The following is a 13239-nucleotide window of genomic DNA, read 5'->3' as shown; positions in this document are numbered from 1 at the left end:
TCCGGCATCGGGGGTTAGGCCGCGGAACCCGCAGGCGATGGGTCGCAGGCGCGGCAGGCGAAACGAACCAAGCGCCGCGCGCGGGCTCTGTCTTGCGACGAAACGGTACACTTAAATCTCCCCCGGTCACGGGGCAGAGCCCGCGCCTCGTGTCACTTCTGATGATGAGGGTTCAGATCAAGTCTGATGCCGGAGACCGCCCCCGGCGGGATGGAGGCGTGTGGGATAATGGCGTGCGGGTGAGAGCGCGTAGATCATGAACGATCGTATCGCTTTGCATTGACCCTTATGCGTCAGACTTGCACAGACTGACGCGATGAACGCCGCCCACGACTTCCATAACGAATGTGATCAGATCGCCGCGCTTCTGCGCGACCTGTCCGATACTGATTTCCACCGCACCACCGCCTTCAAGGGCTGGACGATTGGTGAGATCGTCGAGCATCTGCACCTGTTCAACATCGCCGCCGACGAAGCCTTGAAAGGCGAGGCTGCCTTCCAGGCGTTCTGCGCCAAAATCCTGCCCGTAATGCCAAAAGGTCATCAAGCGCTGCAACGGGACTGGTTTGACGAAACACGGCCCGCACAGACCTTTGCCGACTGGATGGCCTTCTACCCCGGCATGGTGGGCCGTTTCGCTGACGCCGACCCGGAAACCCGCGTGAAATGGTTCGGACCTGACATGTCGGTGCGATCCTGCATCATCGCGCGGCAAATGGAGCACTGGGCGCATGCACAGGCCATTTACGATGTGCTGGGCGTGGAGCGGGCAAATTCGGACCGGCTGAAAAACGTCGCCCATATCGGCGTGACGACCTATAGCTGGAGCTTCAAGGTCAACGGGTTGGAACCGCCGCGTCCCAAGCCCTATGTCCGCCTGATTGCGCCGAGTGGCGCAATCTGGGAGTGGAACGCGCCGCAGGATGATAACCGCATTGACGGCCCGGCAGAAGATTTCTGCCAGGCCGTGACCCAGTGCCGCAATATTGGCGATATGGACATCGCGCTGACCCTGACGGGCGACACGGCGAAGACCTGGATGCGGATCGCCCAATGTTTCGCCGGCCCGCCTGAAACCCCGCCTGCCGTTGGGACACGAAGGATGGAAGGCTGACCGGATGACCTTGGAGGGCCTAACGCCATTCTTGCTGACGAGCCTGCTGATCGAACTGACGCCCGGTCCGAACATGGCCTATCTGGCCTTGGTCAGCGCCACTCAAGGCCGCCGCTTTGGCTTTGCAACTACAGCCGGGGTTGCACTAGGGCTTCTCGTGATTGGTCTGCTCGCTGCACTTGGCGTCGGAAAAATCGTGAGCACATCACCTGCCTTGTTTCAGATCCTCCGCTGGGCCGGTGTGTTTTACATGGTCTACCTTGCTTGGGCTGGTTGGCACGCGAATAGCGAAAATTCACCCGCACGACAGCAGCCAACCGATAAGCTGGCCCGCTATTTCAGACATGGTCTGATCATCAATCTGCTGAACCCCAAGGCGGGTCTGTTCTTCATTGCGATCCTGCCGACTTTCCTGTCCCCAGATCCTATGCTCTGGGAAGCACCGACACTCCTTGTTCTCTACGTCATCATTGCGACCATCATCCACCTTGTCCTGGTTATATTCTGCGCGCAGCTTCACCCCCTATTATCGGATGAAACGCGCAACAGCGTCTTTCGCAAGGCTCTATCGATCAGCCTCCTCGCGGTCGCAGCGTGGATGGTGTGGGTCACACGTGGCGGCCTTTGACGTGCGACTTGACTGTGACAGAGAGCATCGCTGAAAGGTTTCTCATGCATCGTTTCAAGACCGTTTCCGACATCCGGATCGAACCAGGCGGCACGTCACGGCTCGACGCACATGTCAGGGATCTGCCGCGCAATAAGCGTATCGCCATCGTCACCGATAAAGGCGTTCGCGCGCTTGGCCTGATGGATGCCGGGATCGCGGCGCTGCAGGACTCTGGCTATGATGTGATGATCTTTGACGAAGTCGTGGCCGACCCGCCGGAAGATGTGGTCATTGCGGGGGCAAAGGCAGTGAAGCGGTTCGACGCCGGAATGGTAATAGGCTTTGGCGGTGGCTCGCCCATGGATACGGCCAAGCTGATTGCCTTCCTGGCGGATAATGACGTCACCCTGTCAGAGATTTACGGCGTCGATGTCGCGCAAGGCTCGCGCTTGCCGCTGCTACTGATGCCGACCACGTCCGGCACAGGCAGCGAAGTCACGAATGTCGCGATCATCACGGCGGGCCCAGACTCACACAATAAGGGCTCTAAGAACGCGGTCGTGTCCGACCCGCTCTACGCCGATCGAGTTTTACTGGATGCCAATCTGACGCTCGGCCTGCCTGCCCACATTACCGCGGCGACCGGGATCGACGCGATGGTCCATGCGATCGAAGCCTACACATCCGTCCATCGCAAGAACCCGATCAGCGATGCGATCGGCCTGTCCGCGCTGCGAAAGCTGAGCCGCGCCATCGGTCGCGCCGTGAATGTGCCGGATGATGTGGAGGCGCGTAACGATATGCTGATCGGGGCGATGCTGGCCGGGCAGGCCTTCTCCAACGCGCCCGTCGGCGCCATCCACGGCCTTGCCTACCCGCTGGGCGGGTTTTTCCATGTCCCGCATGGTCTCTCCAATTCGCTTGTGATGGTCGAGGTGATGAAGTTCAACGCGCAGGAAGACAGGGCCAAACAGTGGTACGGCGAAATCGCGTCCGATCTTTGTGTCGGGACAAGCGCCAGCGCGCTGATCGACGAGATTTTGCGCCTGCAGGACGAAACCCGGGTTCAACGCCGTCTGCGTGACGTCGATATCGCTGCCGACGCCATCCCCATGATGGCGGACGATGCCATCCTGAAAGATCGCGTCCTGCGCAACAATCCGCGCGCCATGACACGGGACGATATCGTCAGAATTTACGAGACGATCGCATGAGCCGCCCCTCAGGAGACAGAATCCGGCCTGACAGCCCAGATGACTATCCGTATCGCCTCGACCTGCCGACACGGTGGAACGATAATGACGTCTATGGTCATATCAATAATGCCGTTTATTATTTCTACTTCGACACGGTTGTGAACCGCTGGCTGATCGATCATGGCCTGCTGCGCCTTGGCGAGAGCGAGACGATCGGCCTGGTGGTCGACACGGGATGCAGCTATTTCGCGCCTCTTGCTTTCCCGCAGACCGTCACCGCAGGCCTGCGCGTCTCAGAGATAGGCAACACATCCGTTCGCTACGAAATCGGTCTATTCGGCGAGGACGGTCTCTGCGCGGCGCGCGGTCACTTCGTCCATGTCTATGTCAATGAAAAAACCCGGAGGCCTGTATCAATGTCTGATAGAATGAAACGAACCCTCGAGGAGCTACGGTTATGAGCGCACTGGATATCGATCAGGATCAAATGGATGCCGTCATGGCTCAGAACGCGGAAATCGAAGGCCAGCAGGCAAGCTTTACGCGTATGCAGGACGGCACGCTGGATGACTGGAAGATCATCGGCGCGGCCCATAAGAAGGATTTCGGTAATACGGCGGACCGGTTCATCGCGATGCTCAGGCAGCTGGAAGACGCGACGCTCGGCTTTGCCTGCGATCAGCTCCAGCACGCGTTGATGTGCGCCACGCTGGCCCGCCGTTCCGGAGCCTCGACCGAACATATTGTCATCGCGCTCTGTCACGACATCGCCAAGGTCATCAATGTTCCCAATCACGGCCCCATCGCAGCGGAAATGATGCGCCCTTATATTAGCGATGACAGCTATCACGTCATCTACAACCACCAAGCGTTTCAGGGCGAACATTACTATCAATATCTCGGCGCGCCGACTGACCTGCGTAAGCAATGGGTCGACGAGCCTTGGTATCCGCTCGCGGTCAAGCTGGTCGACGAGTGGGACGCTCCGGCGTTTGATCCGGATTTCGAGGTCGATACGCTCGAGAGCTTCATCCCGCTCATGCGCGAGGTCTTTCATGACGGGCCACGTCTGGCATAACGGACCGGCTCTGCCTGGTCGCTGTCGGCCGCGAAGACGCCTCTATTCCAGAAACGCCGTCGAAATCGGCTCGAAGCACTCGCCGACCGACTGAATCGCGATCGCATTCGTTCTGTCCAGTTGCGTTTTCAGCAGGGCTGCCTGGTCCGCTGTCAATCCCATTCCGGCGGCTTCGGCCAGAGCCTTGACCTGTTGCGCCGCAATCTCAGCAATGGCACTGTTATGATCGAGCTCGGACAGCAGCCTCAGAAAATCCACCTTGGTTTCTGGCGACATGTTCATGTCCAGCGAGAGCACTTGCACACGGGTGGCGAGGTCATTGCTGGCCGCCTGAAACTCGACAAGCGCCTCCACGGCGGCGAAAAATGCGCTCAAGATCGCAACCCTGTCCTGTGACATGGAGCCGATAAGGCCCTGCGACAGTGCGGCGTCCCAGCTATGAATCGGATAGCGTTTGATGGGCTCCAGCCATGCCATCGGAACATATGTCCTGAAGCCGGAATTCTGCGCCCCTTCCAGCGGCATACCGGGCCAGTTTCCATCGCTTTCAAGCAATGCATCGGTCAGCACGCCGATCCGCTGGACGCGGCAGTCCGACAGGGATACCCGCTCCGCCGCATTCAGATAGATGGATAATCGTTCCTGAGCCAAGGTCTGCTCCAAGGCCGCAATATCCGCTTCGGTGCTCTGCATGCGAATGGTGCTTTCCGCCCAGAGCGCGATCCCGACACCGCCGACGACGACAAGAAAATCCACCGCCACGGCAAACCAGTTATCATTGCGGAGATGATCCTTGATCCGCCTGAAAAACATCGCTTCCCCCTCGATCCGACCGCGAACATCTCGTGCAGGGTCACACTCTCTCCGTCAGAAACATGACTGCCGGAGGAATGACCAACACCGGATATACAAGCATACCTACCACGCCCCCCAAACACTGCCCAGCCTATGCCCAGACATTTCGCCATGATCGGACAAAACTGAGCAGTTTCGAATGACTTCGCTCACGCACAGCCGCCTGCTGCATCGACACCGATTTTGGCAGGCGGCGTTAATCCGGGCCGCCCGTGGGATTCAACCACACGGATATGTACGGTCAGCCATCGGGGTCTGACAAAGGGCCGCTTTCCTATCGAAAGTGACATGGGGCGCGGGTTCCGATCCATTGAAGGATACGGAAGAAGACACACCTATTTACAACGGATCGGACCCCGCGCTTCTGATCGAGCGCACCCGGTCGTGAGCGCCGTAGCCCCGAGGGGCCGCCATGGCCTCACCCCGGAAAGAGATAGACGAAGGCTGAGACTTTCGGCCTCGACTTGTCATCCCGTTCTTGGCGGGAGGGCGCATCCGAGGTCCGTCCCATCAGGGACAACACCCGGGACTCGTATCTCGCCCCCGCCTCACCATCGATCGCTTCGCCGGGTGGAGCCATGTGTGCTGCGTAAGATCACACACCGCCCCGCCCACGGAGCGTCTTTGATCGGCCGTCCAGTGGACGGACGATAGCGCAGTGCCGAACGGCTATGCCGTTCGGTTCCTGGCAATTTGATTCACCGGATCAAATTGGCGGCGTCACCCCGCCACGAAACAGAGCAACGCACTCTCCCATGCCCGTGACGAGTGGGGTGAGTATGGAGCAAGGATTATAGGGGTGGACTGAATTTGTTTTAGGCGGGGATAGGTATGGGTGGGTGGGTCAGAATGTGGGCTTCGCACTATCTTCCTTAACAGTAAAACAACATCGCCTAATTAGCCTGAGAGCCAATTTTAAATAAGTCAGAAAAGCTCTATCAGGGTGAAAAATTTCTTTAATTCCTAAAAAACCCCCATGAAACTTGAACCACTCCTGATTATAAGTTCCAGTCTTTCGCTCTATGTGGATGACACCTTCTTCGCGAGAGATTGTATAAATATATTCATTATCGTCCGATCGGATGGCAATACGTGACATCTCGAATTCGCACGTCGGTGAGCGGTTGTCCAAATAAGGGATGCAGTCAACATTAGGACTCAACGTGACATCATATATATTCTCACAGAACTGGAATTCACCGCCCTCCCAATTATAAGGAATGAAAAATACAAATGTGCCTTCAAAACAACGAAAGAAAACGTCTTTGTGGCCTTCCGGGAAATCGCTAAAGCCACTAGCAAGATCACCCATTGTTATAGCACCTCGTTCATCACTTATCCGGAGGCTCTGTGGCGGTTAGACTCCAACAATCGGCTCTTTCATATCGAACCACATAGGATATAACTTTTTCACATACTTATCGACATCTTCGGGTTCGTAGACATAAAAAAACTCTTGATCAACGCCTATTGAGTTAAGAGCTTGCCCAATTTTCGTTTTAATATAATTAGAGTTACATTCACCTAAATAACTAAACTGCCCTAGTTTTTGCAAAGACAGGTATTCGGCCTCCCAATCGGAGCTACCTGTCTTGATTAAGCACAGCACCCGGAAAATATTCCGATATATCGTAGACTTTTGCATGTCTGAATGAGGCTTAGGGAATAGCTTTAAAATGTTTTCGTATCTGCCTGCCTCGTAAGCTTCAGCGACTTTAGGAAGCTGCCACAGCATAATAGGTTCAAGCAGATATTTACCAATATTCGCGAACGACACCATGACCACACCCTCCACCAAACAAACTAATTACCTGAGAGATAAATTCCCTGAATGTCTGCTTAGAGCTATCACGCGCGGCGGCTTATTGCGCCCTAATTATGGTTTCGATGCCGCTACCCCTTCCATCGAGTGTCGTATAAGTATACTTTGGCTCGATTGAAGGCATGCGCCCTACGCCATTAGCTGCAGTATAGCTAGCAGGCTTTTTCAGTCCGGGAGTTTTTGAACGGCACCTGTTACAACGTCATCGACAGTTCCCTTGCCTCGACCTATAAACAACTCTGAGATAGCGACCGCAGCCGATCCTGCCTCGTGGGCATGAGAGGATATATTCGTTTCAGAATTCGATACAATGTCGGAGGTATCCACCGAAATTTCAATATTTTGATTAACGCTGACAGTGTTTTCAATCACCTCGCCCTCAGCTGTCACGACGCCTTCTACGAAGTCCGTCAATTGCTGTCGTGACGATGGAATGGCGCTGACTGCTGCACCAATAATTTCGCTCCGTTGCGATCGAACCTGCGCGTGAGCGTTTGATTGATTCATCCGCCAAGATGAAGTGAGCGATTGCTGCCCATCCGGGTCCCACATATTCACCGGATCGTTCAGCGTGTAGGCATAGCGGTTGACCATGCCGGGTGGCCATCGTCAAGGAACCCGACCGGATCCACGCTCAAGAACCGCGCGGAGACGGGTGAGTAATGCCGGGCCTGCATGTAGTGCAGGCCGCTTTCGCAGTCGCGCACATGGCTGGTGAAGCCGGTGACACCGCAGTTCGAGCCCAGATTTGCACCGGGCCCCGTCGCCAGCACGAAGCCGGACGCGCTATCACCCCACCAGGACGGCGTCGGGTTCAGGCCGTAAGGCGTGGCAAAGTCAGCAAAGACCTCATCACCCGTCACTTCGCCGTTCAACCCGCCCAGACCATGCGTCCCGCGCAACACCGTGCCGAGATGATCGGCATCCAGATAGGTCAGCGTGCTGCCCGTCAACTTGGCGAGCGGATGGCCGCCCTCCAGACTGACCCGCTCCACCAGCTCCCCATCATGCTACTTATAGACGGCGCGTAATGTGCCAGCCCCGTCATAGACGCTATAGCTGGTCCGCCCGTTCGCGACAGCGGATGACCGTTTGCCGAACCCATTATAGGTGAAACTTAGTCATAGACTGGTAGAATCCAGTGCAATGAGTAAGAAAAACACAGAAACGAAAAAATATGTAACGAAACATAAAAAAAATATGCCCGCCGAGGCAGCCTTAAAGTCGTCACCTTCAATGACCTTCGAGACACAAAATAAAAATAGGAAAAAATTATATATAGACGCCACTCCTGCGGTTCCGCCGATTGAGTAAAACAGAGCCGATGAAGAAGACTTAAATTCGATTAGTCCTGCACTATAAAATATAAACACCAAGGCGACAAAGGCGTATATTAAAAATGGTTTTCTACTAATACTCTTAAAACTCATTGCCATCAGTTATATCTTTAATTATTACAGCAATGCTACCTAACGCAAACTATATGGTCAAACTATATGGGCAAACTATATGGGCAAACTATATGGTAAGTCGAAGTGTCAATTTTTCGCAGACTCTTTTAAATAAACAATCAGGGCCACGATAACAAAAACTATCAGCATGATAATAATAAAATTTAGATCAATCCCATATTCATAAAAAGCAACTCTCATTAGTAATAATGTTAATGTTGCCGCTGATCCAGAAATTATAGCATGCCTGAATATTTTCCACTTCACTTGAAGCTCCTTTTTGCAAACATTTATTAGCGAAATTCGCCCTCTTCGTTAGTCTGTGGGGGCGCCTGATTCTCTGAATTATATTGCGTACCGGCACCAACTGCTGCTGCAGATGCGGTACCTAGATGAGGTGCTACAACATTCAGTAAAGCATCAGCTTTCTTATCACCGGTGGTACCACCAGCTTTATGTAAAGTTACAAGTCCTTTGTCTGCGAGCCGGCCCGCCGATCCACCTACCGGACCAGCAACAGCTCCGTCTAATGCAGCCCCTGCTGTTTGCTGCAGATCAACTTCACTCAACCCCCCTCCATTTTCTCCTAAAGCATTCAATTGCATATCGATATCGACTGCGGCAGCTACTGCCCCCCAATTGCAGCATCTGCGGCTGCATTCTTAACTGCTGAAGATATCATCATGCTTCCCAGAACGCCCTCTCCCGAAGGCAATGTAGCAATATCCGCGAATATAATTGCTGCGCCTATAGCTATTTTGGCGTCACCAATTACTGATCCAGTAGCTGAACTCCCTGTGGATTTCATACCAGAGGGAAGAGTACCACTTCCTGTCGAATAATAATGATCTCTCAAAGGAGATTTTCCATCCGGGTCCCACATATTGATGGGATCACCGAGCGTGTAGCCATAACGATTGAACATCCCCGGCATTCCCGTCTCCATAAACGTCACCGGATCCACGCTCAGGAACCGCGCGGAGACGGGCGAGTAATGCCGGGCCTGCATGTATTGAAGGCCGCTTTCGCAGTCGCGCACATGGCTGGTGAAGCCCGTAACGCCGCAGTTCGAGCCCGGATTTGCACCGGGCCCCGTCGCCAGCACGAAGCCGGTCGCGCTGTCGCCCCACCAGGACGACGTCGGATTTAGGCCGTAAGGCGTGGTAAAGTCCGCAAAGACCTCAGACGCCGCCCTACCCAAAACAGACCTCGCCGCGAAATAGAGTAACGCAGTGTCCAATGCCCGTACCGAGTGAGGTGAGTGCAGGGTGGACGGGGAAGGCGGGGATTGGGTTTTAGGGCGGGGATTATATAGCCCTGTCAACTCCCCCTACGGAAAGCTTATGAGCGCACCACCTCGAAAGGACTTGCATGCAAATATTGAGTTTTTCAATGACTCTGAAACTACAGTCACTTTATTCGAACCAAGTTTTACGCACTGTCATTAATCCAGACATATGAATGTCAGTCTGAGCATCACTGGCATACATTGATAGCCCTCTGAGCGATCATCAGATAGTTGTGCTCCAGCCAGCTTTCATTGCAAAAATTACCTTTGGTGAGGCTTGCGTTTAAACGCTTGAAACATCACCATTTTGGAAATTATTTGGCATTTGGAAAACATTCTAACACTGACCGAAACCTCACATCCGGAACAAATGCACTCTCCTTCACTTGAGATGCGCTCTCCAGCATCAGAACATTCTTAAGATTTGGAGTGACAGGCCCCTCGAAATGGTGAGAAGAAAACCACAGTAAAAGAACGACCGCTTTAGCGACCGATAAAGCCTCTACGGCTTATGTCACCTTTGACTTCACGGCAAAGCGGGGGTCTTCATAAGCGCGTGTGAGGAGAATGTCTTCGAGGGCTTCGCTCATGTCCCAGACATCGACATAACGCAGGAAGAGTGGCGACATGCCAAAACGGATCGTGTCCCGTGGTCTGAAATCCGTCTGATATCCCTGCTCTGCCAACGCTCTGGAAATGGCATAACCATCTGGGTGGCGCAGCGTGACATGTCCGCCGCGGGGATGGCCGATCGGCGGTGATGAAGTCTCCAGCCCCAGCCGATCAAATGCCGCCAGACACAGGTCACCGAGCGCTTGCGCCTTATCGTGGAGATGGCGGAGCGAAAGCCCGTCAAACACATCCAGCGCCCCATTGAAGGTCGCCAGAGACAGGATGGGCGGCGTTCCCGCCACAAAGCGGCTCACCCCATCGGCGGGATCGTAGGTCGGCTCGAACGCAAAGGGGCGGGCATGGCCGAGCCACCCGGCCAACGGTGTCTGCAAGACATCGACATGGTCGGGATGCACATAGAGGAAGGCCGGAGCGCCGGGCCCGCCATTGAGATATTTATAGCTGCAACCGACGGCATATCTGGCGCCCCACGCCTCCAGACGCAGATCGACGATGCCGGTCGCGTGACTCAGATCCCAGATGACGACGGCGCCCTGACGCTGCGCGGCCTGTTCGACCGCTTTGACATCCGCAATCGCCGCCGTCCGGTAATCGACCAGGCTGCGAACCAAAATCCCGCCGCCCGACAAGCTGTCCAGTCCCGCTCCAGGATCTGCGCGGACAAAGTCCGCCTGTTGCAGCGTGGACAGGCGTTCGAGAATATACTGATCGGTCGGGAATTCTCCGTTCTCGACGATAATCCGGCGGGCCACCGTGCCCGAACTGAGCAGCGCACCGGCCAGCTTGAACAGATTGATCGATACGCTGTCGCACACCGACACAGCGGTCGGTGGAACGCCGATTAACCGCGCAACGCGTGCGCCCACCACGGTCGGCAGGTCGATCCAGCCTGCCGCATTCCACGATCCGACAAGGCCTGTCGCCCAGTCATGCTCGCCGACGCGGCGCAAAGCTTCCAGCGCCGACATGGCAGGCGGGCCGAGCGAATGGCCGACCAGATAGGTCACGTCGTCGGGCAGGTTGAAATGGGCGCGGGCCTCTGCCAGCGGATCCTCCGCGTCACAGGCGATTGCTTCGGCGCGGGATCGGGGAAACCGGACAGATTGCATGAAGGGTCGATCCCATAGTGTACGTCGTCAGTTCCAGTCCCTAAAGCGGAATGACCCAAGACCGAAAGGATAAACCCGCTATGCGACTGACTGTCATATCGATGGCCACGGCCATTTTCCTGTGGAGTTGCGCCGCGCCGGCCATTCAGACCCAAGCAGAGGTGGAGACAGAGGCGAAGTCGGCGGCGGAGGCGGTTCCGGCTTCTGCCGCAACCCCGACCGATCAGGCCGACAGTGCAAGCCCCCCGCCCCTGATGCGCTGGCCCGATCTGACCGAACGCCCCCTGCCGCAGCCGACATCGACCCATGCTTACGGCTCCGGTGCGGCACAGGTCGCAGATCTGTGGCTGCCAGACGGTGCGGGTCCGCATCCGGTCGTCCTGATGGTTCATGGCGGCTGCTGGCAGAAGGCGATCGCCGACCGGACACTGATGAATTATGCCGCCGAAGATCTGCGCCAGCGCGGGCTGGCCGTCTGGAATATCGAATATCGCGGTGTGGACGAAGCCGGAGGCGGATATCCGGGCACGTTTACGGATGTCAGCGACGCGGCGAACGCGCTCCTGACGATGGGTCCGGATCTCGGGCTCGATACGGACCGCATCTCCGCTTTCGGTCATTCGGCGGGTGGACATCTTGCAGCTTGGCTGGCGACGCAGTACAATCTCGACCCGCAGAGCAAGGTCTACACGGGTCACGTGATCGGCTTTCAGATGGTCGTCATTTCCGGCGGTCTGGCCGATCTCGAAACCTCGCTGTCCGTGACGCCAGCGACGTGCCTGGCGCAGATAGCAGATCAGCTAACAGGTCCCGCCGACGCGATCCGACCGGACGTATTTTCCGACACCTCGCCCGCAAGGCTGTTGCCAGCGGATGCACGCTTTATCAGCGTCAATGGCGAAAAGGACCGGATCGCGCCGCCCCGCCTGGGACAGGCCTTCACGACCGCAGTCCGGCAAGCGGGCGGTAGCGCCGACTATCTGGAAATCGCCGATAGCGGCCATGTCGAGTTGATCGCTCCCGGAACGGCGGCCTTCGAGGCCCAGGCCGAACAGCTCCGGCAGTCACTGACGCCGAAAGGGACGCCATAGGGACAGGGCTTCACGGTCCGCAGATGGGGCTTGCCTCGGCACTTCGATAAGATAAAGCGTCGCTTTTTGATCATGCGGACTGGCCAGGATTTTTCTGAAAGCGGCCCAGCCACGCCAAGTAACGGACTCCCGCATCGTGTGCCCAGCCAAAGTTAGCGACCATGCCGAACGCGGCTATATCATCCCGATCGGCGGCGGTGAGCGAAAAGTCCACACCTCCGCCATCCTCACCCGTTTTATCAAACTCTGCGGCGGCTCCAAGGCGCGCATTGCCATTATTCCGACCGCGTCCCGCCTGGTCGATACGGGCGATCGCTACCGCGACGTGTTCGAAGAGATCGGCGTGGCCTCCGCCGACATTGTGACGCTGGACGAGCGTTCCGACTGCGAGGACATGATCAAGCTGGCGACGCTGGAAAAGGCGACGGGCATTTTCATGACGGGCGGCGACCAGTTGCGTCTGGCCACAATCATCGGCGGCACATCCGTAGCCCGTCTGATGCGCCGGGCCAATGCAGAGGGCATCCACATTGCGGGCACGTCCGCCGGGGCCGCCTTCATCCCGGAACACATGATCGCCTTCGGACGCGGCGGCGCGACGCCCAAGGGCGGCCTTGCGACGCTGGCGCCGGGGCTGGGACTGACCAACAAGGTCATCATCGATCAGCATTTTCGCGAACGCGGGCGGCTGGGACGGCTCCTCTCGGCCCTGTCCTATAACCCGTTTGGCATCGGTCTGGGTGTGGATGAAGACACGGCGGCTTTCATCGGACCCGACGACGTGATCGAGATTGTCGGCAGCGGCGGGATTACCGTCATCGACCCGACCGGATTGGAGCATTCTTCCATGGCGGACGTCTCGCGCGGAAAACCCGTTTGTCTAATCGGGATAAGACTGCATATATTGCTGGATGGGGGACGTTTCGATCTCTCGACACGCGAAGCGAGTCCGTCATCCGGATGAGGGCCTGGATGATATGGACGTTGGGAGA

At 56.4% G+C, this 13239-nt stretch carries 15 protein-coding genes; 7 read left to right on the top strand and 8 right to left on the bottom strand.

The genetic code is table 11. The features are described from left to right. The first annotated feature begins 316 nt into the window (after window positions 1-316). Genes AB6B39_RS05470 through AB6B39_RS05450 form a run of 5 tightly spaced genes read left to right on the top strand, consistent with a single transcriptional unit; the run spans window position 317 to window position 3998 of the window. Window positions 317-1114, top strand: a complete 798-nt coding sequence (locus AB6B39_RS05470) for a TIGR03084 family metal-binding protein (RefSeq protein WP_284372781.1) — start codon at window positions 317-319, stop codon at window positions 1112-1114. A 4-nt stretch (window positions 1115-1118) separates the two neighbouring features. Continuing rightward, window positions 1119-1742 carry a LysE family translocator gene (locus tag AB6B39_RS05465; RefSeq protein ID WP_284372788.1) on the top strand — a complete coding sequence of 208 codons (624 nt, stop codon included), beginning with the start codon at window positions 1119-1121 and terminating at the stop codon, window positions 1740-1742. A gap of 44 nt (window positions 1743-1786) precedes the next feature. Beyond that, a complete protein-coding gene (locus AB6B39_RS05460) occupies window positions 1787-2938 on the top strand; it encodes an iron-containing alcohol dehydrogenase (protein ID WP_284372790.1) in 1152 nt (383 codons plus the stop codon). After that, the gene (locus tag AB6B39_RS05455) at window positions 2935-3381 is read left to right on the top strand and encodes an acyl-CoA thioesterase (protein WP_284372792.1); all 447 of its coding nucleotides are present in this window, start codon (window positions 2935-2937) and stop codon (window positions 3379-3381) included. The genes AB6B39_RS05460 and AB6B39_RS05455 overlap by 4 nt, the downstream gene beginning before the upstream one ends. Further along, the gene (locus AB6B39_RS05450) at window positions 3378-3998 is read left to right on the top strand and encodes an HD domain-containing protein (RefSeq protein WP_284372795.1); all 621 of its coding nucleotides are present in this window, start codon (window positions 3378-3380) and stop codon (window positions 3996-3998) included. The genes AB6B39_RS05455 and AB6B39_RS05450 overlap by 4 nt, the downstream gene beginning before the upstream one ends. Before the next feature lie 42 nt (window positions 3999-4040). Here the strand turns inward: AB6B39_RS05450 and AB6B39_RS05445 are convergent, their stop codons facing one another. The 8 genes from AB6B39_RS05445 to AB6B39_RS05410 form a co-directional block, all read right to left on the bottom strand. After that, entirely contained in the window at window positions 4041-4811 is a 771-nt protein-coding gene (locus AB6B39_RS05445; protein ID WP_284372797.1) for a hypothetical protein, read from the bottom strand. Window positions 4812-5697: 886 nt separating this feature from the next. Beyond that, the gene (locus AB6B39_RS05440; protein WP_284372799.1) at window positions 5698-6165 is read right to left on the bottom strand and encodes a hypothetical protein; all 468 of its coding nucleotides are present in this window, start codon (window positions 6163-6165) and stop codon (window positions 5698-5700) included. Between the two features lie 45 nt (window positions 6166-6210). Beyond that, complete coding sequence (locus AB6B39_RS05435) at window positions 6211-6633, bottom strand: hypothetical protein (RefSeq protein ID WP_284372801.1); 423 nt, start codon at window positions 6631-6633, stop codon at window positions 6211-6213. 207 nt (window positions 6634-6840) lie between these two features. Continuing rightward, window positions 6841-7269 carry a hypothetical protein gene (locus AB6B39_RS05430; RefSeq protein ID WP_284372804.1) on the bottom strand — a complete coding sequence of 143 codons (429 nt, stop codon included), beginning with the start codon at window positions 7267-7269 and terminating at the stop codon, window positions 6841-6843. After that, complete coding sequence (locus AB6B39_RS05425) at window positions 7242-7670, bottom strand: RHS repeat-associated core domain-containing protein (RefSeq protein ID WP_284372806.1); 429 nt, start codon at window positions 7668-7670, stop codon at window positions 7242-7244. The genes AB6B39_RS05430 and AB6B39_RS05425 overlap by 28 nt, the downstream gene beginning before the upstream one ends. 749 nt (window positions 7671-8419) lie before the next feature. Further along, window positions 8420-8731 carry a hypothetical protein gene (locus AB6B39_RS05420; protein WP_371398708.1) on the bottom strand — a complete coding sequence of 104 codons (312 nt, stop codon included), beginning with the start codon at window positions 8729-8731 and terminating at the stop codon, window positions 8420-8422. A 20-nt stretch (window positions 8732-8751) separates the two neighbouring features. Beyond that, window positions 8752-9231: an RHS repeat-associated core domain-containing protein gene (locus AB6B39_RS05415; protein ID WP_284373607.1), complete on the bottom strand. Its 480-nt coding sequence runs from the start codon at window positions 9229-9231 to the stop codon at window positions 8752-8754. Between the two features lie 692 nt (window positions 9232-9923). Next, entirely contained in the window at window positions 9924-11156 is a 1233-nt protein-coding gene (locus AB6B39_RS05410; RefSeq protein ID WP_284372811.1) for an aminotransferase class V-fold PLP-dependent enzyme, read from the bottom strand. Between the two features lie 80 nt (window positions 11157-11236). Between AB6B39_RS05410 and AB6B39_RS05405 the strand changes: the two genes are divergently transcribed. Next, window positions 11237-12247: an alpha/beta hydrolase family protein gene (locus tag AB6B39_RS05405; protein ID WP_284372813.1), complete on the top strand. Its 1011-nt coding sequence runs from the start codon at window positions 11237-11239 to the stop codon at window positions 12245-12247. A 136-nt stretch (window positions 12248-12383) separates the two neighbouring features. After that, window positions 12384-13211: a cyanophycinase gene (locus tag AB6B39_RS05400; protein ID WP_284372815.1), complete on the top strand. Its 828-nt coding sequence runs from the start codon at window positions 12384-12386 to the stop codon at window positions 13209-13211. Window positions 13212-13239 lie beyond the last annotated feature (28 nt).

Source organism: Algimonas porphyrae (assembly GCF_041429795.1).
GTDB lineage: Bacteria > Pseudomonadota > Alphaproteobacteria > Caulobacterales > Maricaulaceae > Litorimonas > Litorimonas porphyrae.
This window is presented reverse-complemented; position numbering and strand designations above follow the sequence as displayed.